The sequence below is a fragment of the Halorubrum aethiopicum genome (assembly GCF_001542905.1).
Taxonomy (GTDB): domain Archaea; phylum Halobacteriota; class Halobacteria; order Halobacteriales; family Haloferacaceae; genus Halorubrum; species Halorubrum aethiopicum.
This window is the reverse complement of sequence record NZ_LOAJ01000001.1, coordinates 2,580,045-2,602,886: the sequence shown is the minus strand read 5'-3', so window position 1 is coordinate 2,602,886 and position 22,842 is coordinate 2,580,045. Positions and strand designations below refer to the sequence as shown.

The 22,842-nt window shown below is 62.1% G+C and carries 25 protein-coding genes and 1 tRNA gene; 16 read left to right on the top strand and 10 right to left on the bottom strand.

Going from position 1 to position 22,842, the window contains the following annotated elements; genetic code table 11:
* Positions 1-191 precede the first annotated feature (191 nt).
* The 5 genes from AXA68_RS12380 to AXA68_RS12360 all read left to right on the top strand — a co-directional run bounded on the left by AXA68_RS12380 (position 192) and on the right by AXA68_RS12360 (position 5,351).
* Positions 192-824: a hypothetical protein gene (locus tag AXA68_RS12380; RefSeq protein WP_066417281.1), complete on the top strand. Its 633-nt coding sequence runs from the start codon at positions 192-194 to the stop codon at positions 822-824.
* A 98-nt stretch (positions 825-922) separates the two neighbouring features.
* A complete protein-coding gene (locus tag AXA68_RS12375; protein ID WP_066417279.1) occupies positions 923-2,173 on the top strand; it encodes an MFS transporter in 1,251 nt (416 codons plus the stop codon).
* Positions 2,174-2,261: 88 nt separating this feature from the next.
* Entirely contained in the window at positions 2,262-3,233 is a 972-nt protein-coding gene (locus tag AXA68_RS12370) for a D-2-hydroxyacid dehydrogenase (RefSeq protein WP_066417265.1), read from the top strand.
* Between the two features lie 309 nt (positions 3,234-3,542).
* Positions 3,543-4,781: a PAS domain S-box protein gene (locus AXA68_RS12365; RefSeq protein ID WP_066417264.1), complete on the top strand. Its 1,239-nt coding sequence runs from the start codon at positions 3,543-3,545 to the stop codon at positions 4,779-4,781.
* 366 nt (positions 4,782-5,147) lie between these two features.
* A complete protein-coding gene (locus AXA68_RS12360) occupies positions 5,148-5,351 on the top strand; it encodes a hypothetical protein (RefSeq protein WP_066417262.1) in 204 nt (67 codons plus the stop codon).
* 49 nt (positions 5,352-5,400) lie between these two features.
* Here AXA68_RS12360 and AXA68_RS12355 read toward each other — a convergent pair whose 3' ends face one another.
* The gene (locus AXA68_RS12355) at positions 5,401-6,360 is read right to left on the bottom strand and encodes a quinone oxidoreductase family protein (RefSeq protein WP_066417260.1); all 960 of its coding nucleotides are present in this window, start codon (positions 6,358-6,360) and stop codon (positions 5,401-5,403) included.
* Between the two features lie 244 nt (positions 6,361-6,604).
* Here AXA68_RS12355 and AXA68_RS12350 point away from each other — a divergent pair, with 244 nt between their 5' ends.
* Positions 6,605-7,279, top strand: a complete 675-nt coding sequence (locus AXA68_RS12350) for a helix-turn-helix domain-containing protein (protein WP_066417258.1) — start codon at positions 6,605-6,607, stop codon at positions 7,277-7,279.
* 270 nt (positions 7,280-7,549) lie between these two features.
* Positions 7,550-8,908 carry a cytochrome P450 gene (locus AXA68_RS12345; protein ID WP_080505252.1) on the top strand — a complete coding sequence of 453 codons (1,359 nt, stop codon included), beginning with the start codon at positions 7,550-7,552 and terminating at the stop codon, positions 8,906-8,908.
* A 317-nt stretch (positions 8,909-9,225) separates the two neighbouring features.
* On the opposite strand, the gene AXA68_RS12340 is transcribed toward AXA68_RS12345, so the two are convergent.
* The 3 genes from AXA68_RS12340 to AXA68_RS12330 all read right to left on the bottom strand — a co-directional run bounded on the left by AXA68_RS12340 (position 9,226) and on the right by AXA68_RS12330 (position 12,819).
* Positions 9,226-10,386 (bottom strand): acyl-CoA dehydrogenase family protein, encoded by a 1,161-nt coding sequence (locus AXA68_RS12340; protein WP_066417251.1) that lies wholly within the window; start codon positions 10,384-10,386, stop codon positions 9,226-9,228.
* Between the two features lie 112 nt (positions 10,387-10,498).
* Positions 10,499-11,716, bottom strand: coding sequence for a mandelate racemase/muconate lactonizing enzyme family protein (locus AXA68_RS12335; protein WP_066417245.1), 1,218 nt, complete (start codon positions 11,714-11,716; stop codon positions 10,499-10,501).
* Entirely contained in the window at positions 11,713-12,819 is a 1,107-nt protein-coding gene (locus AXA68_RS12330; RefSeq protein ID WP_066417236.1) for a mandelate racemase/muconate lactonizing enzyme family protein, read from the bottom strand. The genes AXA68_RS12335 and AXA68_RS12330 overlap by 4 nt, the downstream gene beginning before the upstream one ends.
* A gap of 341 nt (positions 12,820-13,160) precedes the next feature.
* Between AXA68_RS12330 and pyrF the strand changes: the two genes are divergently transcribed.
* Positions 13,161-13,991, top strand: coding sequence for an orotidine-5'-phosphate decarboxylase (pyrF, locus tag AXA68_RS12325; protein WP_066417232.1), 831 nt, complete (start codon positions 13,161-13,163; stop codon positions 13,989-13,991).
* A 40-nt stretch (positions 13,992-14,031) separates the two neighbouring features.
* On the opposite strand, the gene AXA68_RS12320 is transcribed toward pyrF, so the two are convergent.
* Positions 14,032-14,250 (bottom strand): hypothetical protein, encoded by a 219-nt coding sequence (locus AXA68_RS12320; protein ID WP_066417229.1) that lies wholly within the window; start codon positions 14,248-14,250, stop codon positions 14,032-14,034.
* A gap of 50 nt (positions 14,251-14,300) precedes the next feature.
* On the opposite strand from AXA68_RS12320, the gene trmY reads away from it, so the two are divergent.
* From trmY to AXA68_RS17600, 5 genes are all read left to right on the top strand, one after another.
* Positions 14,301-14,897: a tRNA (pseudouridine(54)-N(1))-methyltransferase TrmY gene (gene trmY / locus AXA68_RS12315; protein WP_066417226.1), complete on the top strand. Its 597-nt coding sequence runs from the start codon at positions 14,301-14,303 to the stop codon at positions 14,895-14,897.
* A gap of 14 nt (positions 14,898-14,911) precedes the next feature.
* Complete coding sequence (locus tag AXA68_RS12310) at positions 14,912-15,295, top strand: CHY zinc finger protein (protein WP_066417223.1); 384 nt, start codon at positions 14,912-14,914, stop codon at positions 15,293-15,295.
* A gap of 69 nt (positions 15,296-15,364) precedes the next feature.
* Positions 15,365-15,437, top strand: a tRNA-Pro gene (locus AXA68_RS12305).
* 73 nt (positions 15,438-15,510) lie between these two features.
* On the top strand, positions 15,511-15,975 hold the full coding sequence (locus AXA68_RS12300) for a tyrosine-type recombinase/integrase (RefSeq protein WP_066417221.1): 465 nt from the start codon (positions 15,511-15,513) through the stop codon (positions 15,973-15,975).
* Between the two features lie 331 nt (positions 15,976-16,306).
* Positions 16,307-16,645, top strand: coding sequence for a DsrE family protein (locus AXA68_RS17600; RefSeq protein ID WP_080505251.1), 339 nt, complete (start codon positions 16,307-16,309; stop codon positions 16,643-16,645).
* 179 nt (positions 16,646-16,824) lie between these two features.
* Here the strand turns inward: AXA68_RS17600 and AXA68_RS12295 are convergent, their stop codons facing one another.
* Together AXA68_RS12295 and AXA68_RS16120 are read right to left on the bottom strand one after the other, a co-directional pair.
* Positions 16,825-17,508, bottom strand: coding sequence for a DUF4386 family protein (locus AXA68_RS12295; RefSeq protein WP_066417214.1), 684 nt, complete (start codon positions 17,506-17,508; stop codon positions 16,825-16,827).
* Between the two features lie 224 nt (positions 17,509-17,732).
* Positions 17,733-18,311, bottom strand: a complete 579-nt coding sequence (locus AXA68_RS16120; RefSeq protein WP_157884838.1) for a cupin domain-containing protein — start codon at positions 18,309-18,311, stop codon at positions 17,733-17,735.
* A 295-nt stretch (positions 18,312-18,606) separates the two neighbouring features.
* On the opposite strand from AXA68_RS16120, the gene AXA68_RS12290 reads away from it, so the two are divergent.
* The 3 genes from AXA68_RS12290 (at position 18,607) to AXA68_RS12280 (ending at position 20,342) form a co-directional block, all read left to right on the top strand.
* On the top strand, positions 18,607-19,053 hold the full coding sequence (locus AXA68_RS12290; protein WP_232745116.1) for a flavodoxin domain-containing protein: 447 nt from the start codon (positions 18,607-18,609) through the stop codon (positions 19,051-19,053).
* A gap of 453 nt (positions 19,054-19,506) precedes the next feature.
* On the top strand, positions 19,507-19,773 hold the full coding sequence (locus AXA68_RS12285) for a hypothetical protein (protein WP_198530058.1): 267 nt from the start codon (positions 19,507-19,509) through the stop codon (positions 19,771-19,773).
* Between the two features lie 188 nt (positions 19,774-19,961).
* Positions 19,962-20,342, top strand: coding sequence for a hypothetical protein (locus AXA68_RS12280; protein ID WP_066417213.1), 381 nt, complete (start codon positions 19,962-19,964; stop codon positions 20,340-20,342).
* Positions 20,343-20,642: 300 nt separating this feature from the next.
* Here the strand turns inward: AXA68_RS12280 and AXA68_RS12275 are convergent, their stop codons facing one another.
* The 3 genes from AXA68_RS12275 to AXA68_RS17150 form a co-directional block, all read right to left on the bottom strand.
* Positions 20,643-20,855, bottom strand: a complete 213-nt coding sequence (locus AXA68_RS12275; protein WP_066417211.1) for a hypothetical protein — start codon at positions 20,853-20,855, stop codon at positions 20,643-20,645.
* Positions 20,856-21,222: 367 nt separating this feature from the next.
* Positions 21,223-22,242 carry an NAD(P)-dependent alcohol dehydrogenase gene (locus tag AXA68_RS12270; RefSeq protein WP_198530057.1) on the bottom strand — a complete coding sequence of 340 codons (1,020 nt, stop codon included), beginning with the start codon at positions 22,240-22,242 and terminating at the stop codon, positions 21,223-21,225.
* Positions 22,243-22,607: 365 nt separating this feature from the next.
* On the bottom strand, positions 22,608-22,772 hold the full coding sequence (locus tag AXA68_RS17150) for a hypothetical protein (protein WP_198530056.1): 165 nt from the start codon (positions 22,770-22,772) through the stop codon (positions 22,608-22,610).
* Positions 22,773-22,842: the final 70 nt, after the last annotated feature.

Genomic DNA, 22,842 nt, shown 5'->3' with positions numbered 1-22,842 from the left:
ACGAGACTGAACACGGCGGAGTCACTGGCCCGGATCCTCTCGTCCGGATCGTCTCGTACCGCGACACGAAGCCTCGAAACCTGGATCACCGTTCTTGACGAACGTGACGGCTCCCACGGATCGAACGTCGACGCGTGGGGATCCGGATGAGCCACGGGAGGATTATCCCGTTGCGAGTGGTAGTCGAACTCATGTTACGTCGCGACGCGATCCGTTCGGGTGCCGCCGTCGCCCTCGCGGGCGTCGCCGGCTGCGTCGGCGGGGACGACGGACCGGCGTTCACCGAGGGGTTCGAGGACGGGATCGGCGACTGGGAGGCCGGCGCGGCGATCGGGCCGGAGGTCGACCTCGCGGAGTTCGAGTGGGAACTCGACGTCTCCGACGCCGAGGCGGCCGCGGGCGAGCGCTCCCTCCGGATCTGGAACGAGGGGGACTACGACGACGGCGTGACGTGGGGGGTTCACCCGGTGGCCATCGAACCCGGGCGGGCGTACCGGATCGAGGTGACGGGGCGGTTCTGGAGCGAGTCGGAGTCGTTCAACACGATCCGCCACGCCCTGATGCGACTCGCCCCGGAGCCACCGGCGACCGAGGAGGACTTCCCGCAGCCGGGGCTCAACACGAGCAACCTCGGCGAGACGCCGTACGGCGGGCTCCGCGACGCGCTGTGGCTCGCGGACGGGTGGCGGGAGTACGCGTTCGAGTGGACGACGCCGGAGCTGTCGACCGACACTCTCCACCTCGCCGTCGGCACGGCCGTCATCTGGGAGGCCGACGCGACCCACTACGTCGACGACCTCTCGGTGAGCGTCGAGCCGCGGTGAATCGATCCGGGAGTCCGCCGTTGCGTCCCCGTCGGTCGCAACGATCTCTGCCGGAAGACGTAGCCCCATGTACGCCACCCCCTTCCGGGAGAGTATTCGTGGTCTCGACGCCGTCGATAGCGGGGAGCGATTCGGGAATCGTCCGGGAGCGTCCCTTCCAGCTGTTGCTCCTCATCAACGTCCTCCCGCCGCTCGGGACCGCGCTCCTCTCGCCGGTGCTGGGTTCGCTCGTCGAGCCGCTCGGGGCGTCCGCGGCGAACGTCGGCCTGTTGATGTCGGCGTTCACCGGGCCGGCCGTGGTCGTCATCCCCATCGCCGGGGTGATAGCCGACCGGTACGGGAGACGCCCGGTCCTCATCTTCGGGCTGGTGTGGTTCGGGCTGACCGGGACGGCGATCGCGTTCGTCTCGACGTTCTACGCGGCGATCGTCCTCCGGCTCCTCCAGGGGATCGGCTTCGCCGCGCTCACGCCGATCATCATCACGAGCCTCGGCGACCTCTACACGGGGACGAAGGAGGCGACCGCACAGGGGCTCCGGTTCAGCGGATCGGGGCTCTCACAGACGATCTTTCCGCTCATCGCGGGCGTCCTCGTCGGGTTCGCGTGGCAGTACCCGTTCCTCCTGTACGCGATCGCGTTCCCGATCGCCGCGATCGTCTACCTCCGGTTCGAGGAGCCGATGGACGAGGATGCCGCCAACGGGTCGGACGAGAACCTCCGGGCGCAGCTCGGCGACCTCCGGACGCTCGTCGCACACCGGCGCGCGTGGACGATCGTCGTCGCCCGCGGGACCGCGAACCTGGCGTGGTTCGGCTTCCTCACCTACAACTCGATCGTCGTCGTCGACGTCCTCGGCGGCACGCCCGCACAGGCCGGGATCCTCGCCGCGCTCGCCAGCCTCTCGTACGCGCTGGCGGCGACCCAGACCGGGCGGATCTCCGCGGCCTTCGAGGACCGGCTCTACCCGCTGATCGCGGCGAACGTCTCGATAGGCGTCGGACTCGGGCTCGTCTTCCTCGCGACGGCGCTTCCGATCGCGGCCCTCGGAGTGGTGCTGATGGGGGTCGGCTTCGGCCTCGTGTTGTCGATCTACCGGAGCATCGTCACTGACCTCGCGCCGACCGCGCTTCGCGGCGGGCTCGTGAGCCTGAGCGAGGGGACCGGTCGCGCGAGCGCGACGCTGACGCCGATCCTCATGGGCGGGGCCATCGCGGTCGCGAGCGCGCGGATCGAGTTCGTCCCCGCGGTCAGGCTCGTGGGCGTCGCGACCGGCGTCGTCGGCGCGGTCGTCGGGATCGGCTGTCTGGTGTTGATGAGCCGAGCGCCGCCGATCCGGATGGACGCCTGACCGCCCCTCGTCGTGCCCCGACCGCTCTCCGTCCCACCTCCCCGCCGCGACCGCGGGTACTTTGTCTCCCCGCGTCGACGCCCGGACGATGAACACGGACCCGACCACCACGGACATCGCGGTGCTCGACCACGACGCACACGGGATCCCTGCCGCCGACTACGCGGAGATCCTTCAGGACCGCCTCCCCGACCACACGGTCCGGCTCGCCCGGACCGCCGAGGAGCGACGACGGTACCTCGCGGAGGCGACAGTCGTCGCCGGGAAGTGGCTGAGCGCCGACGAGCTCGACGCCGCCGAGAACCTGCGGCTGTTCGCGTGTAACTCCGCGGGCGTCGACCACCTCCCGCTCGAGGCGCTCGCCGACCGGGGGATCGCCGTCACGAACGCCTCGGGCGTCCACGGCCCCAACATCGCCGAACACGTGCTCGGGTGGGTGCTCACCTTCGCCCGCCGGCTGGACGAGGGGATGCGACGACAGGAGCGTCGGGAGTGGCGGCGGTTCAAGTCGTTCACGGAGCTGGCTGGCAGCACCGTCACGGTCGTCGGGCTCGGCTCCATCGGCGAGGCGGTCGTCGAGCGCTTCGGCGGGTTCGACGTGGAGACGATCGGCGTCCGGCACACGCCGGAGAAGGATTCCCCGACCGACGAGGTGGTCGGCTACGACGGCCTCCAGGAGGCGCTGGTCCGGACCGACGTGCTCGTCGTCTCGTGTCCGCTCACCGAGACCACGGAGGGGCTGATCGGCGAGGCCGAACTCGACGCGCTCCCGACGGACGCGATCGTGGTCAACGTCGCCCGCGGCGGCGTCATCGACACGCCCGCGCTCGTCTCCGCGCTCCGGTCGAACGTGATCCACGGGGCGGCCCTCGACGTGACCGACCCCGAACCGCTCCCGAGCGACCACGATCTGTGGGGGTTCGAGAACGTCCTCCTCACCCCGCACGTCTCCGGACACACCCCGAAGTACTGGGAGCGCCGGGCCGACATCCTCGTCGAGAACGTCGAGCGAGCCGTCGAGACGGGCGCGTACGACGACCTCCGCAATCGGGTCGCTTGAGCGGAGGCGAACTCGTCGAATTCCTCGCCCAGCACAGGGGGTTCATGGACCGGAGCCGGCCGACACCGCTCTCACTTCTGTTAGGAATGGCTTGTGAGATGAAGAGAATGTACACACCAGACCGGGATCGACGGATCACGGAACCATCACATTTGGCTCTCTTCTTTGCTAACGGAAACGATTCCATCGTCCTCTATAAACATCCATTTAGTAATAACGTCCAAATCACGGTGTATGACCAGCTGTGGCGAGTGTTGAGGCCGCCGAAGTGAAGTTTTTAAATAGACGCATATTTTAGGCTGACCTAAAATGAGTGAGCACGTTGAACAACTCGTCGGTATCTTATTTCGTACTCTCACGGAGGAAGGCTATACGGAGGCTCAAACGGCTCTTCTGGACACATACCAGAACAACTCAAATACTGACAAAGAGGAACTCACGGAGGATCTCTTCGCCGAAGTGGTGAACGGCCTCGATCGTCATCTCGAAACTGAAGAAGAAATCGAGGTGCTGACAACAGCGATCGAGCAGCTCCTAAACCGATTCTCAAGTGTCGTTGAGGCGGCCCCCGTCGCGATTCTCGCCGTCGATGCGAGCGGACAGATCGAACTGTGGAACGACGGCGCCGAGAGAATATTCGGATGGAGTGAACCGGAGGTCAAGCAGCGGTCGTATCCGGACGTGATAGCGGACTCCCCCGAGGACATGGCGGCACACTTTGCTCGACTACAGGAAGGACACCAACTCACCGGTATCGAGACGCTACATCGTCGCAAAGGTGGGTCAGTTCTCAACGTGCGTATCTGGGCGTCCCCGCTTCAGGAACGTGATGAGGGATTCGAGGGAGCTACGTTTGTAATAAGCGACATTACTGAACAAAAACAACGCGAACAACGCCTTGCTGTTCTCAACCGGGTATTGCGGCACAACATCCGGAACGACGTCGGAATCATTCAAGGCCACCTCGATCTACTGGCCGAGAGTGTCGACGGAGACTCCGAGCATATCCGAGCGATGGAAGATCGACTCTCTACTATCGTTGAACTGAGCGACGCCGCGCGGCATATCGAGAAACTGCGGGATAAAAGTGAGGTGGAACTGACGACGGTCGATCTAAAACGTGTGATTAGAGAGCGCGTGGACCGACTTCAGAGAGAGTTTACGAACGCAGAGATCAGGACGGCAGTTCCGGACTCGGCGTCCGTCATGGCTCACGAACTATTCCCGTACGCGCTGGATAACGTTCTAGACAACGCGCTGGAACACAACGACGCAGAAACCCCGTTAGTAGAGGTCGACGTTTCTACCGGTGGAAAGTCCGTACGTCGACGGACGACTGTGAGCGTCGCCGACAATGGCCCCGGCATCCCCGAATTCGAACGGGAGGTACTAACGTCGGAGAAAGAGACGCAACTCAACCACAGTAACGGGTTGGGTCTGTGGTTAACGAGGTGGATCGTTCGAAATTCGGACGGAACTCTCACCGTGGAAAAAAGCGCGTGGGATGGTACTCGGATAGTGATCCAACTGCCAACGCGAACTCGCTAGAGCCCGTACTTCTCGTTCCGACTCCTGACGATTGTGTGAATGATACGATCGGGTCGCCGTCTACACGGTCGCATCACCGTCGGTTTCACGCGAGTTTGGCTCTGTTGAGATCCTTACGAACCGATAGGATCGATGTACGAGATACAGAGAGTTGTATTCAGCGCAGGTTCTCTCGATAGAATTGGCCGCTGTACTGGCTTAGCGAGTGAACTACCCTACCCTACTCGCTCACCGCTGACGCGGTTCGCTCCTTGAGGAAGGGGATTTAGCGCCTAATTTCGTTAACCGTGAGAGAGGTCCGTCGTTTCGACGGCCAGCACCACCACTATGTAAGAAATTTATGCCTCGTCTTGAAGGTACCCGTGTATGGCAAACGATCTAAACCTGAGCCGAGCATTTGGTAAGTACATCGTGTATCTTTTCGCCTCACTTCTCGTCGCCATCGTTATTGGCATCTTCCTCGGAGAGGACCCTGAACCGAGGACCCCAGAAAGGCTGGCCTTAATTATTGTATTCTTCGGTACATTTACCGTCCTGTTCTTGTGGGACACAGGTTATCTGAAGCGCTGAACAGGATGTGGACCTAAATCATATGGTCAGCGTTCTTAGTGTTCGGCGGTCAGGGTGTTACGACGAGTTTCCCCACGTACCCGCCGGCAAGTATCTCTTGGTGGGCCCGGGCGGCGTCATCGAAGGAGTAGGTGTCGGCGACGACAGGGGTAATTGTATCCTGCTTCATCAAGCGAGCGAGTCGTTCCAGCACCGGCTGTCGAGTCGGATGGTTATCCATCTTGAGCGGCTGGATGGTCACTTCCTTGTTGTAGAGGGGACGGCCGTTCGTCTCAGGGACGTGGCCCATCGTGCTGATGATCGTCCCGCCCTCGGTGACGACCGACAGATCGAGGGCGAGATACTCTTCAAGCCGATGGTCGAGGACCGTTTCGACACCAGCACCGTCGGTCGCAGCCAAAATGTCCTCGGCGAGCGAATCATTCTCGTAATCGAACGCGACAGACGCTCCGAGTTCCTGTAGCCGGGCCCGAGCCTCCTCCGACCCAGCCGTCGTGATAACCTCGGCCCCGCTGTGGGCGGCAATCTGGACTGCGGCGTGGCCGACACCGCCGGAGCCGCCGTGGATGAGGACGCGGTCACCGGCTTGGATGCCGACGAGTTCCTCTAGTGCCGTCCAGGCAGTGGCACCGACGTTACCGATGGCACCCCCAGCCGTCCACGACACGTTTTCTGGCAGACGCGCCAGTTTCTCCGCCGGGATCGTGGCGTACTCAGCGAAGGTGCCGCCCTCGGCACGATCCATGCCGGATGCGAAGACTCGGTCACCGGATTCGAACGTCTCGACGTCCTCACCGACCGCCGCAACGCGGCCCGCGCCGTCACCGCCAGGAATCGACGGAAGAGGAAGGTTTCCGTACTGACCGGAACGGAACATCACATCGACACGATTGACGCTGGCAGCCCGCATTTCGACCAAGACTTCGTCGCGGTCGGGTGTCGGCTGGTCGACCTCGTCGACCTGGAGCACGTCTGTACTGCCGTAGTCGTGGTAGCGAACGGCTTTCATGATTGGGTCACCTCAGACAGGTGGGTTGCCGGGATGGTACTCGCCAGAGCGGTGCGCCATCGCATATCGTTCGTGGTTGGGTTCGTCGCCATCACATCTACCACATGCGGGGCATCCCGAGTAGCGGTTCTGTGGATGATACTCCAGGGGTTTATGTTAGAAACGTACAGCAGCAGGCAGAACTGTCAGTAGAGGGGTGAATTTTAGCCGTAACGGAGTGTCATACCGAACACTGCCAGTAGCTATGAAACACATCCGAATCACAGTCCGTCCAGATCTCGACCGCGCACCCCCGTTCCTGCGGTATTTGCTGGATGAAGAGGCTCACGACGAAGCACGGGCCGTCGACTGGAACCGCGGCGATTCGGAGCTGTCGACCCATATATACGCGATCGCTGGCGATGGAGCCCGGTTTGCTGAACTAGCACGGGAGACGCCAGGCGTCAAGTCGGTCGAACTCTCAGCGGCCGCCGCTCGTGTCTCGTACGCACTCATCGAACTACGTGACGAGGAGCTCCCAATCTTCGGAGGGTCCGCGACCGCGATCGACCGCAGTGGACTGGTGGTTCGGCGACCACTCGTCTACCGTGATGGCCGTATCCACGGCCATATTGTCGGGGACCCGACGACATTACAGTCGACGGTTGATAACCTCCCTGAGAGTGTTTCCGTCCATATTGACGCGATTCAGCCGTTCCCAAGTGCCGACGTGAACCCCACCACAACGTTGAGCGATCGACAACAGGAGGCGCTTCAGGTAGCCGTCGAATTGGGATACTACGATACACCGCGCGAGGCGACACACGCCGACATCGCCGACGAGATGGGCTGTGCGCCGAACACAGCGAGTGACCATCTACAAAGAGGCGAGGCCAAACTCGTCAGGGCCGGACTGATGGCGTTTAACTCGTCGTTATGACGAACGCGCCGAGAGATATGGCGAGGCGGAGACAGATAGAGCCAACAGAATGACCCTCGCTGCCTCTCCTGATTCTGTGTACCGGACGCCCCAACACTCGTTTGACAATGTCGAGTGCGTACTTGATGCCGGTGTCGTTCGATAACTGGTTGTACCGGATGGATCAACTGTGTTTGCTGCGACGGGGCTCTACGGGCCCGTAGAGGATATTCCTCAGAGTGAAAATCTCTAATATTACTCATTTTCTAACACGTTGATGGTGGTGGTACCATGGGAACACCTTCGGAGAGCGGCGATGACGAACTCCCACCCGGTCCCGATGGTCTCCCGGTGCTGGGAAATACGCATCAGTATGTCAAACAGCCTATGGGGTTTTTCGACGAGCTTACAACATACGGCGACGTCGTCCACTGTGAGTTCCCGCGTATCGACGCTGTCGCTGTCTTCCATCCCGATTACATCGGTGACGTGTTACTGGGACAGGGAACCTACGAGCGATGGAACTTCGATGAACTCAAAGAACTTCTCGATTACGAGATCGCACCGCGGGGACTCACGTTCACCCGGGGTGAGGAGTGGAAACGACAGCGGCACTTCCTCCAGCCGATGTTTGGGCTGGACCGGCTGGAAGGGTTCAGTTCGGCGATGGTTGCCGCCACGGAACGGCTGATCAACGAGTGGGACGACGGCGAAGAGATCGCCATCAACGAGGAGTTCTCACAGCTGACGCTCTCGATCCTGACGAACTCACTCTTTGATTTTGACCTCGGGGAGCACCGGGAGGTGATTACGGACGCCGCCGACGAACTCCAGGCGATGGCCGACATGAGCGGTTCCGGGGCCGTCGAAATACTGCTGCCGTCGTGGGTTCCGACACACAGGAACCGCCGGTACGAACAGGCGATGGATGCCTTCGATGCGACCGTCGACACGCTCATTGAGGAGCGACGGGCGAATCCGGGTCAGTACGACGACCTCCTGACGACGATGCTTGAAAAGGAGGACGACCACGACTACTCCATGAGTGACGAGGAGATCCACGATCATCTCATTACGTTCCTCATCGCTGGGCACGAGACGACCGCGATGGCACTGACCTTCACGTGGCTCCTACTGGCAACCAACCCGGAGGATCGCAACCGACTGGAGGCCGAGGTTACGACCGTGCTGGACGGTCCACCGACGGCCGACGATCTCTCTGATCTCTCCGTTACTGAGCACATCGCCAAAGAGGCGATGCGGCTGTATCCGCCCGCAGGAATGCTGTTCCGCGAGGCCACCGAGGACACAGAGCTCGGTGGCTACCACATTCCTGAAGGGACGAAAATTCTCCTCCCACAGTTCACCGTCCATAGTGATGACCGATGGTTTGACGCACCCGACCAATTCCGCCCTGAGCGTTTTACTGCGGAGCGAAGCGACGAGCGGCCGGACTTTGCGTACTTCCCATTTGGCGGTGGTCCCCACCAATGTATCGGGATGCACTTTGCGATGATGGAACTGAAGCATATCATCCCGATTATTGCCCGACGTGTAGACTTCGAGCTGTTGAGTTCGCCCCAGCCCGAAATAAACATGGAACTGACGTTGCAGCCGTCCGAGGATGTCCGAATGCGCGTTCACAAATAGTGACTGGGGGAGCCCAGCACGAACTCCTGTTACAAGCATACCTGTGAGGTGGCGGACTTGGGGAGGAATCAGATCCCGTCGGGACAGCTGGTAACTGATCAAACGTTCCGACTGACCAGTAACTCCTCTGTACTAAACGAATTCAACGCTCGCACTCTCGCGGAGTTCCCACGCGAGACTCGCGCTCTGTATTTCGCACGGTTATCGGAACATCCCTCTGATCTGGTAGAGTTCCGGACGAATCACGCGAGAACTACCGAGAGCGCGATCCGTCTCGGAGCCGTCAGCCTTCGTCCACGAAGGTCGACTGCTGCTCCCTACTGGTACGCCTGCATCCCGGTCAGGTCCTCGCCGAGGATGAGCGTGTGGATGTCGTGGGTGCCCTCGTAGGTGTAGACGGTCTCCATGTTCGTCATGTGTCGCATCGGGGAGTAGTCGGCCGTGATCCCGTTGCCGCCGAGCATCTCGCGGGCGATCCGCGACTGGTCGCGGGCCATCCGGACGTTGTTCCGCTTGGCCATCGAGACGTGCTGCGGGCGCATCTCGCCGGACTCCTTGAGCTCGGCGAGGCGGTGGGCGAGCAGCTGGGCGAGCGTGATCTGGGTCGCCATTTCCGCGAGCTTGCGCTGCTGGAGCTGGAAGCCGCCGATGGGCTTGCCGAACTGCTCGCGGTCGGTGGCGTACTGGCGGGCGGTCTCGAAGCAGTCCTGGGCCGCGCCGACCGCGCCCCACGCGATGCCGTAGCGCGCCTGGGTCAGACACGACAGCGGCCCCTTCATGCCCGAGACGCCGGGGAGCCGATTCTCCTCGGGGATCTCGACGTTCTGGAGCGCGATCTCGCCGGTGATCGACGCGCGGAGGCTGAGCTTCTCGTCGATCTTGTTGGTCGTCACGCCATCGCGGTCGGTCTCGACGAGGAACCCGCGAACCGGGTCGTCCTCCTCGCTCCGGTCGCGCGCCCAGACGACGGCGACGTCGGAGATGGGGGAGTTCGTGATCCACGTCTTCGAGCCGTTCAGGACGTACTCGTCGCCCTCCTTCTCGGCGTGCGTCTCCATCGCCGAGGGGTTCGACCCGTGCTCGGGCTCGGTCAGGCCGAAGCAGCCGACGGCCTCGCCCTCGCCGAGGGCGGGGAGCCACTCCTCCTTCTGTTCGTCGCTGCCGAACGCGTGGATCGGGTACATCACGAGCGCGCCCTGGACGCTCGCCATCGACCGGAGCCCCGAGTCACACGCCTCCAGCTCGCGCATCAGGAGGCCGTAGGAGGTCTCGCTGACCCCCGGCAGACCGTACCCCTCGAGGTTCGGCGCGTAAAAGCCCATCTCGCCCATCTTCGGGATGATCTCCGTCGGGAACGTGCCCTCGATCCAGTGTTCCCCCATGTCGTCGATCTCGCCCTCGACGAACGACCGCGCGGAGTCGACGAGCAGCCGTTCCTCCTGGGAGAGCGACGCCTCCAAATCGAAATAATCGATCATGTACGGGGTTACGTATCCACGGATAAATAACCCTCCGGGACGCCGCTGCCACGGTCGGCGACCCACGCGGGAACCCGACGGTTGTGGCCACCTCCCGGCGGTAGCGCCCGGCTCAGAACCCGTCGGTTCCCGGGAGGAGGTGCTCGTCGACGACGTCCATGTCGAGTTCGATCCCGAGTCCCGGCTCCTCCGGAACCGCGATCCGGCCGTCCTCGATGATCGGCTCCTCGCGGACCAGGAGATCGTCCCACCAGTCGACCTCCAGCGCGTGGTACTCGAGGAGATCGAAGTTCGGGGTCGCCGCGCCGAGGTGGACGCAGGCCATCGTCCCGACCGGGCTACAGACGTTGTGCGGGGACATCGGCATGTAGTTCTCCTCGGCGCGGTCGGCGATCCGCATCGTCTCCGTGAGCCCGCCGACGGTGGTCGGGTCGGGCGTGACGACGTCGACGCCGTGGTCGTAGATGAGATCCGAGAGCTCGAAGACGCGGAAGCGGTTCTCCCCGGTCGCGACCGGGGTCCGCGTCGCCTTCGTCACCTCCTTCTGTGCGTCCATGTTCTCCGGCGGCACGAGGTCCTCGAGCCACATCAGGTCGAACTCCTCCAGCTCGTACGCGAGCCGCTTCGCGCTCTCGACGGAGTAGTCCCAGTGGCAGTCGAACGCGAGGTCGACGTCGTAGCCGATCTCCTCGCGCACCGCCTCGACGATCTCGCGTTTCTCGCGGATCGCCGCGTTCGTCAGCCGCCCGTTGTACGGGTCGTTCTCGTTGTCGGCGGGCAGGTCGAGGTCGAACTTCAGTGCCGAAAAGCCCATGTCGACGACCCGGGCCGCCTCGGCGGCGTACGCCTCCGGGGAGTACGCCTCGGCCTCCGCGTACGCGGTCGCGCCGTCCTCGACCGCGTACGCCTCGCCGGCGTGACAGTCGCAGTAGATCCGGACCTCGTCGCGGTACTTCGACCCGAGGAGCTGGTAGACGGGGAGATCGAGGATCTTCCCGGCGGCGTCCAGAAGCGCGATCTCGATGCCGGAGGCGGCGGTGACGACCTTCCCGGTCGTGCCGCCGTGGCCCGACATCTCCTGGAAGACGTAGCGGACGAGCCGCTCGACGTCGAGCGGGTTCTCGCCGACCAGAAAGCGGTTCGTGTACTCGACGATCTCCGGGATCCCGCCGCCGCGATACGACTCGCCGATGCCGGTAACGCCGGCGTCGGTCTCCACCTTGATCAGGTTCCACTCGAAGTTGCCCTCGACGACGCAGGCGTCGATGCTCGTGATCTGTACGTCCCTGTCCGCGTCGCGGATGTCGATCTGGTCCGAGTAATCTCTCATGCGCTGAACTCCTCTAAGGCGTCCTTGTCGAGCGTTACGCCGTGACCCGGCTCCTCGGGCATCGCGATCCGGCCGTCGTCACCCGGCGCGAGCGGCTCCGCGACCACGTCGTCGAAGGCTTTCACGTCCATGTCGCGGTAGAAATACTCTATCCACAACCCGTTGTCGATCGCCCCGAGCAGCGAGGTGTGGATGTTCCAGTTGTAGTGGGGCGCGATGGGCACGTCGTAGGCCGCGGCGTAGTTCGCGATCCGGAGCCACTCCGTGATCCCGCCGCAGACGGTCACGTCCGGCTGGAGGATCGTCGCCGCGCCCGTGTCGTGGAGCCGCGCGAAGTTGTGGCGGGTGCCCTCCAGTTCGCCGGTGGCGACCGGGTAGTCGATGGCGTCGTTCACCTCCGCCATCGTCTCCACGCGGTCGATCATCACCGGCTCCTCGATGAAGTACGGGTCGTACGGCTCGAACGCCCGGCAGGCGCGGACCGCCTCGGTCGTCGACTCCCAGACGCCGTTGGCGTCGAGGAGCAGCGTCGTCTCCGACCCGACCTCGTCGCGGACGGCGTCGACGCGCTCGACCTCCTCGTCCACGGAGAGGCGGCCGACCTTCATCTTCACCACCTCGTGGCCCTCCTCGACGTAGCGGCGCACCTCGCCGCGGAGGGCCTCGTGGCCCTTCTCGTCGCGGTAGTACCCCCCGCTGCCGTAGGAGGGGACCGACTCGCTGTTGCCGCCGAGGAGCTTGTATAACGGCTGGTCGGCAGCCTTCGCCTTCAGGTCCCACAGCGCCATGTCGACGGTGGAGATGGCACGGAGCATCACGCCCATGCGACCGATCTGGACGTTGCCGTCGTACATCTCGCGCCAGAGGCGGGTGGTGTCGCGCGGGTCCTTCCCGAGGACGATCGGTTCGAGCATCGACTCGACCGCGTCGGCGACGAGGTGGGCGCCCTCGTAGCCCAGCGAGTAGCCGACCCCCTCGCGGCCGTCGGCGGTTCGAACGTACGTTATCGCGTGGTCCCGGTACGTGAGCGTCCGGTTGGAGAAGGAGACGGGCGACTCCAACGGGAGCTCGATCGGGAACGACTCGACCTGTGTGATCTCCATACGTGAGCGGCTAATCGTGTTCGTAAATAACTCGTTGTACGGGCAATATACACGTCACAGACGACGGACACGTCCTCGCGTTACAGACGGCGGACACGTCTTCGAACGTCGCGGGCGATCCCCTCGCGACCGCCCCGTTGAGTCCCGCCCACACCGCCCCGCGACCGCACCTCACGCCTCCCCAGTCTCGTCACCACCGCCCGGGCGATCGCTCACTCCTTCGCTGTACTGGTATTCGTGAGTCTCGCGTCCGGGCTCGATCGGTGGTTCTGACGGGAGCCTCCGGTGGCGTCTCCGGCGTGGAACACAACGCTTAGTCCGAAAGCCGTCACACACCCGGTATGCGCTTCTTCGAGCGGCTCGCGGACCGGATCGAACGGACCGACAGCGTCGTCTCGGTCGGCCTCGATCCGGACCCGGACCGGATCCCGTCGTTCCTCTCGGACGCCGACCTCCCGCGGTGGGCGTTCAATCGGCGTATCATCGACGCGACCCACGAGCACGCGGCCTGCTACAAGCCGAACGCGGCCTTCTACGAGGACGCCGACGGCTGGCGCGCGCTCAGAGAGACCGTCGCGTACGCGGCCGGGAAAGACGTGCCCGTGCTTCTCGACGCCAAACGCGCCGACATCGGCAACACCACGCGCCGGTACGCCGAAGTGTTGGAGTGGGTCGACGCGATCACCGTGAACCCGTACATGGGCCGCGACTCGCTCCAACCCTTCCTCGACCGCGAGGAGAGGGGCGTGTTCGTGCTCTGTCGGACGTCCAACCCCGGCGGAAGCGACCTCCAGGACCTCGAACTCGACTCGGGCGAGCCCCTGTACGAGCGCGTCGCCGCGCTCGCGGACGGCTGGAACGCGAACGGAAACGTCGGCCTCGTCGTCGGCGCGACGACGCCCGACGAGCTCGCGGAGGTCAGAGGGATCGTCCCGGAGATCCCGTTCCTCGTTCCCGGCGTCGGCGCGCAGGGCGGCGACGCCGAGGCCGCGGTCGAACACGGGCTCGCGGACTATCCGGGGGTCGACGTCGACGTCGGGCTCGTCAACTCCTCGCGGGGGATCGTCTTCGCCGGCGAGGAGGCGGCTCGATCGGGCGAGGAGGCGACGTACTTCGGGGCCGCCGGCGACGCGGCGAAACGACTGAAGAAGCGCCTGAATCGTCACCGGTAGCCGGCCGATCGGCTCGGCGCGTCGTGTCGACGCGCCCGGGTCAGTCGATCCGGAACCCGTCGTCACCGCCGTCCGTGTCGTCGTCGGATCGACCGCCGCGGCCCCCGCCTCCGTCGCCGACCCCCGACGCCTCCGCACAGGGGGTACACGCGCCGACCGTCTCGTTCCAGTGGTCCCGACACACCTGCCGTCCGCAGTACCGACAGGCGTGTCGGGCCGGAGCGTTCTCGCAGATCTGACAGAGTCCGGTGACGCTCATGGTCGACCGTCGGCCGGGTCGCTTATCACGGTTCGGGCGGACCGGCCCGTATGCGCCAGTTCGTCGTCGTCGGCCACGACGTCCCCACCGACCCGGACGCGATCTCCCTCTCGGACATCCCCGGTGCGGGCCGGCTCGACCTGCTGTGTCGGTGCGTGTCGACCGGCGTCTTCCTCTCACACGGCATTCGCGAGGACGCCAGAGTCCACCTCGTCTGTGCCGACGAGCTCACGGTCACGTTCGACGCCGCGACCCTCCGACACCTCCACCCCGACGAGCGGAACGTCGCAGCGCGGGTCCGCGACGCGCTCGCCGCCCGCGAGGACGCGATCGGTCACATGCCGGCGGACGTCTCCCCCGGCGTGGAGCTGCGTCGGATGGGACTGGAGGCGACGCTCGAGCGGCTGGCCGGGGACGGGACGCTCCTCCAGCTCCACGAGGCGGGCGACCCGCTCGTCGACGCGGAGCCGCCTGCGGACCCGGTGTTCGTCCTCTCGGACCACCACGACTTCTCGGAGGCGGAGTCGTCGCTGCTCGCGGAGGCGTGCGACCGCCGGCTCCGCGTCGGCCCCGAGCGACTCCACGCCGATCACACCGTCTCGGTCGTCCACAACTGGCTCGACACCGACGGCTACACCGCGTACTGAACGGGAGCGGAGAGATGAGCGACCCCGACGGCCCCGACGCGACGCGGACGACTCACGCCCCCGCGCTCGACGACCGCTTTTCCGTCCCCCTCCGCGGGGTCACGGTCGATCCCCGGACCCGGTGTGCCCACTGGGACTCCGCGGTCGACGTGATCGCCCTGCGGTTCGGCTGCTGTGAGACCTACTACCCGTGTGCGAGCTGTCACGAGGAGGCGACCGACCACGACGCGGAGCCGTGGCCCCGCGACCGGTTCGACGACCCCGCGGTGTTCTGCGGGCGCTGTCGCGGGCGACTGACCGCCAGCGAGTACCTCGACTGCGACGACGCCTGCCCGCGCTGCGGGGCCGCGTTTAATCCCGGCTGTCGCTCACACCGGGATCGGTACTTCGAACCCTGAGCCGTCGGCTCCCTCGATGTCCCCCGTTTTCGGAAGGATTAAAAGAACGAACGGCCTCCGTTGGGATGCGGGCCGGTGGGGTAGCTTGGTATCCTTCGGCCTTCGGGTGGCCGTAACCACGATTCAAATTCGTGCCGGCCCATAGGATACATAAACCTTTTCCACCTTTTTCTCACACTTAGCGGCGCTCTCGCGCCGTCTCAGGAGGTGGCGTCATGAGCAGCGTCGAGCGGCAGATCGACGTTGACGACCACCTCGACCTCGACGACAGCGTGATCGCATTGCCGGCGGACCTCCAGAAGGACTACCCGACCGATCGGTCGCCGAGCTACACCGAGATCGAGCTCGACGACGAGACCGTGCGGACACTTCGAATGTACCTCGCGAGCCGGTGGAAGGACACTGTGGCGCTCTGGCCGTCGCGGCAGACCGACCGGATGTCGACCGAGTCGGTACGGAACGTGGTGAGAGCCGCCGATGTCGCGGCCGACGTACGGCCGCTGACACTCACCGGGCGAGGAGCCCCGGAGGACGTGACACCGCACACGCTGCGGCACAGCGTCGCGTATCGGATCCTCAACGTCGAGGAAGGGAACACGTTCTACGACGTGCGGAACCGGCTGCGACACGCGAGCATCCAATCGACTGAACGCGTCTACGACCACATCGACCGCGTCTGAAGGGGAACTGTATCGGGTCTGGCTCCAGTTCCCCCGAGAAATCTTTCCGGAAGATAATCACGGATTACTCGTCGTCATCATCGCCGTCGTCTGCGAGCGCCTCGTACAGTTCCTCGTTCTCCTTGACATCCTTTGCCATCTCTCGCTCACTATCCCAATTCATCGTATACCGTTGACTAGGTGTGCGTACAGTGAAAAGCGGCTCTGTTGAAATGGTTAAAGACGGATAGGATCGGCGTAAGAGATACAGAGAGTATCTACATTAAGAGAATCGACACTGTTCTGAGACCGTACGCAAACAGATATTTCACAGGACAGCGTACTCTGATGGATGAAAACTGTACTTCACATCACCAGTGGCGATGAAGGCCATTTTCAGCATGCGATACGGTGTGCATCCCTCTTATCGCAGCACGAAGACCTGTTACACGAGGCTGTGACACTCCTTCCACACAGAGGGGGAATCAGACTCGTCGCCGCCAACTCACCCCTCTCCGAGGATATTCAGGAACTAATCGAGCACGGTGTGACAATCAAAGCCGGTTCCTCGTGCTTTGACGCGCACGAATTACCGCGTGAGGCGCTTCCCGGGGTCGAAATTGTCCCGAGTGGAGTGAGCGAACTGGTTCGTCTCCAGTCGGAGGGCTACAATTACGTGAAAATACCGTAACCGGGCCGTTTTCTCGGTGAGCCAGAGTCAACGTAGATCACGAACACTTTGCTGACTAAGCACACTCTATACAGTACGAACTCAACCAACTACCTGGTCTCTGTCAGTAGCACCGTGACCGATACAGAGGGTGTGTTCAGCAACTCGTCCGTACCTATCTCACGCGGCCGTCAGTCGAGTCACTCCTTGCGAAGGTGTGCGGAGGCTTCGCGACGACCTGCGCGTAACAGGAGGACGCCGAGCGCGATGAACCAGACGATCTGGGTCAGCCCGAAGACGCCACCGCCGATCTCACCGAGCGCTGGAATCGCCGAGAGGATGCCTGCACCTCCGACCACGAGCCCGAGATAGTTCACCAGTCGGTGGAGCGCCCGCGTCCGGAGCGCGACCACGCTCACGAGTAGCGTCCAGAGGCCGCCGACGATCTCGTTGCCGCCGCCCAGCCCGTCGATGACCGGACTGACCGCCAACCAGACGGTCGTCGCCTGCGTCGGGTCGGTGCTGTAGAGGTCGACGACGACGCCCATCGCGAGGGTGGCGACCATCCCGCTGGCGATGACGAGCCCGGCCCAGATGACCCCGAACGCGGTCGTCGCTCGCATCAGCATCGGTGCCCCGGTCGCGAGGCGCTCGTGGAGCGTCAGCACGAGCGCCACCAGTACGATGCCGAAGACCACATAGATGAGCAGGTACATCGCGGACAGCGTCGTCTCGTTCGCGGCGAACAACTCGATCTGCTGGAGCGCCCCGGTGACGCTCGCGAAGTCGAGGACGACGAGGAAGTACGCGATCCCGGCCACGTAGATGGCCGCCTCGATCAGCGCGGCCAGACCTCCTACACGAAGGTAGTTCCACCGATTCACACGGGTCGGCTGCTCAATACGTTCGACGGCTTGGTTAGTAGACGATCCCACTTTTATCACCGATGCTACAATAGTTGCCTGAGAGTATAGCCGTGTCGTAGGTTTCTCGTCCCGCCGGTCAGACTGTGTTTGTCCGTGTGGACAATACAGGATACACTCGTCACCGTACTCAACGGTCAGTCAGGGACTGTGTCACTACCAATTGGCCGCAATAGGGTAGCGGACTATGGGAGTGGATTTCGGCCGAGCATCGTTCCGATGCCGGCGAGCGCACCTAAGAGCGGTCGCTGAACCACCCATGGGACGCCTGCGAGACGCACGTCCGCACAGTAATGAGAGAGGACTGCCGCCACCGCGAATAGATCCGGTCGACCCCCTGCTCCGGCCTCGTATAGCGCCCGAATTGCGGCTTCGAACTCGCCGGGCGGGCGGAGTGTCGTCCGAACGACGAGGGTGTCGTCGCCGCGGTTTCGGATGCTGTGGGCTTCTCCGGGGGCGATGGTCAGCGATTCGCCGAGAAGCAGGACGTTGGATTCACCGCAAACCGTCACGTCGGCCCGACCCGCCATCACCTCCGAGCGTGCCTCCGACCGTGGGTGCAGACGGGCGGGCCCACTGTCTACTCCCGGCGGGAGAACGCCGTCCATGATCAAGTACGTCCCTTGTTCATCGACACCGCGTTCGAGGAACGTGATACGTGCTCCCGTCGATAGATCCTCGACTGTGCTTGGATATCCGACTGAATCGTTCTCTGAGGGATCACCTGGTACCCTCGACTGATGTTCGTTCGAAAATCGGCTCATCCGGTTCAATAGTGCTCCAGCGGTCGTAACCATTCCGTACGTGCTGTTCGCTGGCTGGATGTGGTCTTCCTCCTACGGACCCCCGTCCCGTCGAGTCTATTCCCGGTAGCGACTCTTCGAGCGTTCCCCCAGTAGCGGCCTGGGGGATACAGATGTCGAAGTGAGAATGGGATTCACGGTGGAGCTCCGATCCGTGAAGATCAGAATAGTAGCCCAACGGAGAGCGTCAGTGACAGGGCGTTCGCTCACGAGGGGCTACAGCTAGTATTTGACTGTTGTCGACGTTACTACATGCATGGCCCACATCCTTACTGTGTTCGGAACCGGCGAGGGACAGACCGAAAAGATAGCCGACAGCATCACGGAGGAATTCAGAGCCCGTGGCCACGAGGCAACGACGGTAAACGTCGCGGAGATCGATTCCGAACTCGATCTCGACGAGTTCGACGCCGTCTTGATCGGCGCGTCGATCCACTATGGAAGACAACAGAAGTCGGTCAGGAGGTGGGTCAAAGCGAACCGCGAGGTACTGGTGCGGACGCCGAACGGGTTCTTTCAAGTCTCCGGTGCGTCCGGGGCGAAAAACGACGAGGGGCTCGCGGAGGCGACGGGATATCTCGACAAGTTTATCGACGCCACGAACTGGCAGCCCGACAGAATCGCCCTCTTCGGCGGCGCACTCCGCTTCTCAGAGTACGGGTTCCTCAAGCGAGCGCTGCTGAAGTTCATCGTGAGGAACTAGGAATTCGAGACGGATGAGTCGGGAGACGCCGAACTCACCGACTGGGAATCGGTCGTGTCGTTCGCCGGCGAGTTCGCCGTGTTCGTCGAGGAACGACTGGGCGAAGCGGTCGAAGCAGACTGAGGATTGACCGACAGTAAGCGACCAGTTGGCGTTCATGGACTGACACTAGGCGGCCACTGCTTCGACTGAGACCAACTGAATAGTGAAAGGGCAGAAGTGCGACACAGCTTGGGCTGACGAACCCAGTATCGGCTCAGTGGATGAGCCATAGAGAGTGAGCGACTTGCAGATCTACTGACCGGCTGTTTCACACGAGAACCTATCTGAAGAATAGGATTTCAACAGGGCCGCCGTATTGAATATAGAGACTCTATACAGCAGTCCGACTGTCGTTCTCATGGTCCGAGAAGCACCATCTCGATTTATGTTAATCAACGAGCATATATCTGTATGAGTACCACCTCAGAATCTCAAATCGGAACGAACGACTCGGTCAACTCGCTCTGGATGCTCGGCTTTCTTGGACTGCTTTCATTCATGGGCTTCCAAGCATTCCAGTTTGGCGACCCGCTCTGGCTGTTCTGGTTCGCCTTCGCCGGCTTCTTTTCTTTCTTTGGCTACCGGTGGGAGTCGCTGAAATATCTTGGTCTATCAGGAATCATCGGGCTTCTCGTCGCAATTCTCGGCATGTTCGGGGTTTTTTCCGGTCTGAATTGAAGACGGCGTGCGCGACTCGCGCCCTGTATGCAGCACCGCCTTCTCAAACTACTCAGTGTCGGTTAGTAACAGTGTGGCCGATACAGGGGATACTGCGTACCTTATGATTTCAACATCGTCAGCTCATCAGTCTCCGTAATAACACCTCTCACAGCGTCATTTATTCTGTCAGGCGTTGATATACTCCTATGATTACAGAGACAGAACTCATAGCTCTCCAAACCAATGCCGGTGATCGAGTGCTCTTGACCGTTCTACAGGGAATCGCTATAGTCGGGTTCTTGGGGATTAGCGCTCTCGCTGCTCACCTACTGGTCCAGGCTTTCCGGACTGAGAACGGGGACTTCCGCATTCGTGACGCTAAAATCATGCTGGCTGGTGCGGGTGTGCTGTTCGTTATCGGATTCACAAGGTTGGTGATCACCGATGGCACTCCCACAGAGAGTCTGGCAGCCGTCGCGCTGGGGTTCACCGGCGTCACGTATCTGCTCTACACCACGCGTCCGGAACTGTTTGAACGAGTTGACCGAGACGAAGCGTCCAGACCGGTCGATGACATAACGAACTAGCCCTCTATTCCGTCACATACCCCCTGTGTTGATCGAATCACGACCTCTTTTCAGTCTGCTTCCACTGACCGATACGCCCTCCCTATACAACAGTGCTTGACTGAAATATCGAGGTGATATTATATTGGCCGTGTTGGCTCTGTTGAAATCCTCAGCAAGTGATATATTCTGACCCAGCTGCGATTAATACAGAGGGTGAACTCACCAATCTGATACCGGTCGTGTCATCGCTGAGCGAGCGAACAGAACCGGATGGCCCACAGTAGGCTGCGGCGCTCGGCTCGTGGAGTCGTCGGCCATTCAATCGGTACGACCGCCGCGTCTCAGCCGTGGCGATACGAGCGAGATGCTGGTGGCGGCCGCTCCTGAAGCGAGGATGACGATGATTCCGGCGTCCGGGGTTCCCCGGAGGACGTACGCAATCCCGATGATGAGTACAGCCCAGACGAGTACGTTGGCGAGAACGAGACGCTCGCCGGGACTCTGGAGCGCCTTCCGAACGTTGTAACCCATGCACTCTAGACGCCAGAAACGGAGATAGCCCTTGTGCTTCCGCTGTACCGGGGCTGAACGCTGCTGTGTGGTTCGCGGGGGTCACAAACGGGGTCTTCCAGTCTGACTCGGTTTCGAGTACTATGTCGTTGCGCCGACCCGTCTGACCGACTCGCGCGCTGTATGTAGCAGAGCCTCTTTTACCTACTCGGCGAGCGTGTCATAGAATTCGTCTCATAGCTTGAGCTTCTCTCGACCGGGATCGTCTCCCCGCTCGTAGTTGGTGATTGCAACGACGAGTCGGAGACACAGTCGAAGGAACGATGGATGTCGGAATGGTGTGCGTCTGTTTTACGCTGTCCGAACTAAATCCGAGAGCGCCAGATTTCTACCCTGATGTGATCACGATTTTCCCTTTGGCATGTCCGTCCTCAAGATACCGGATGGCTTCGGGAACCTCGGTGAGCGGGTACGTTCTGTCGATAATCGGTGTGACCTTTTCGGATTCGATGAGATCCTTGAGGACGAGTAGGTCATCGTGATTCTCCGAGGAGACGAATGTGCCAAGCTTCTGGCTCACGAACGGGGATAGCACGAGAGCTCGGAACTGTCGATCGATGCCTCCGAGCCACCGTCCGCCCGTTTCACCGCCGACGATAACGAGGGTTCCCTGTGGAACGAGGGCACGTCGGAGACGCGCCAACGACGAGTTCCCACCGATGTCGAGGATCAGGTCATAGTGCTGTTTTCTCTCGGCGAAGTCGTCACGAGTGTAATCGATAACGTGATCCGCGCCGATCGATTGGACCAAGTCCATCTTCGCGGTGCTACACACGCCAGTGACGTGCGCGTCGAACGCCTTGGCGATCTGTACGGCAAAGGTGCCCACGCCGCCCGATGCGCCGATGATTAACACTTTCTGGCCCGGTTCAATCCGTCCGTGGTCCCGCAGGCCTTGCAAGGCGGTCAAGCCGGAGATGGCGACCGCCGCCGCTTGCTTGAAGCTAAGATTCGTCGGCTTGGGTGCGAGCTTGTCTTCATGTGCGCGTGCGTAGTCGGCGTACGAACCCCTACCGATCCCGAACACTTCATCGCCAGACTGGAATCTGGTCACATTCTTGCCGATCGCCTCCACGACCCCTGCGACATCCATGCCTAGGACAGGATTCTTTGGCGCGCGGAACCCGTAGCCTACGAGACGTATCGGGTACGGCAGGCCCATCATGAGATGCCAGACGCCCCGATCCACGCCAGCCGCGTGAACGCGTACCAGCACCTCATCATCCTCGATCACTGGCTTGTCGATTGTCCTGACTTCGAGAACGTCAGGATCTCCATATTTCGAATACACGACCGCGTTCATCTCGTCCTCGTCCGAATTCGATGTCGTTGTGATTGTTTCTGCCATCAGGTGTACCTCTTGAAATCCTGACTAAACTCCACCGGGGACCGGATGGCGAGGTGAAGAAAATCGCCCTGCGGTCAAGGGGGGCACGTCTGTAAGGACTGCTATGTAAACAAGCACGCAACCGGAATAAGCGTTCGTGACAACTGGTCGCTCGATTGAACAATGGTGATTACTCGATATCGATCTGTTGTACGATCTTCTGAAACAAACCGTTGTGTGACCTATTATATGACACGCTATACTCGGCGGCTGTCAGTAACGGCGTGACCGATACAGAGGGCATGTAGCAAGCCACCACTCTTTGTTTCACACCTGATAGATGAATTGGGATATCGGAAGTGTGTGTAGATACGCTGTCTCGTGAACTACGCTTCTTGGTCCCAGACGAGACCGAGTGCCGCTCCGAGTGCCATCCCGACCCCGATTCCGAGACCGATATTATCTATGGCCACCCCCACGGAGACACCGAGAGCGAGGCCGACGCCGACACCAAGCGCAACTCCCTGTCCCGTCGTTTCTGAGTCAGACATGGTGGGAAGAGAGTCTCGTCAGGGGGATAAGCTTACTCTCCCTCACTCTCGTTCGGTCGTGCCAGTTCCC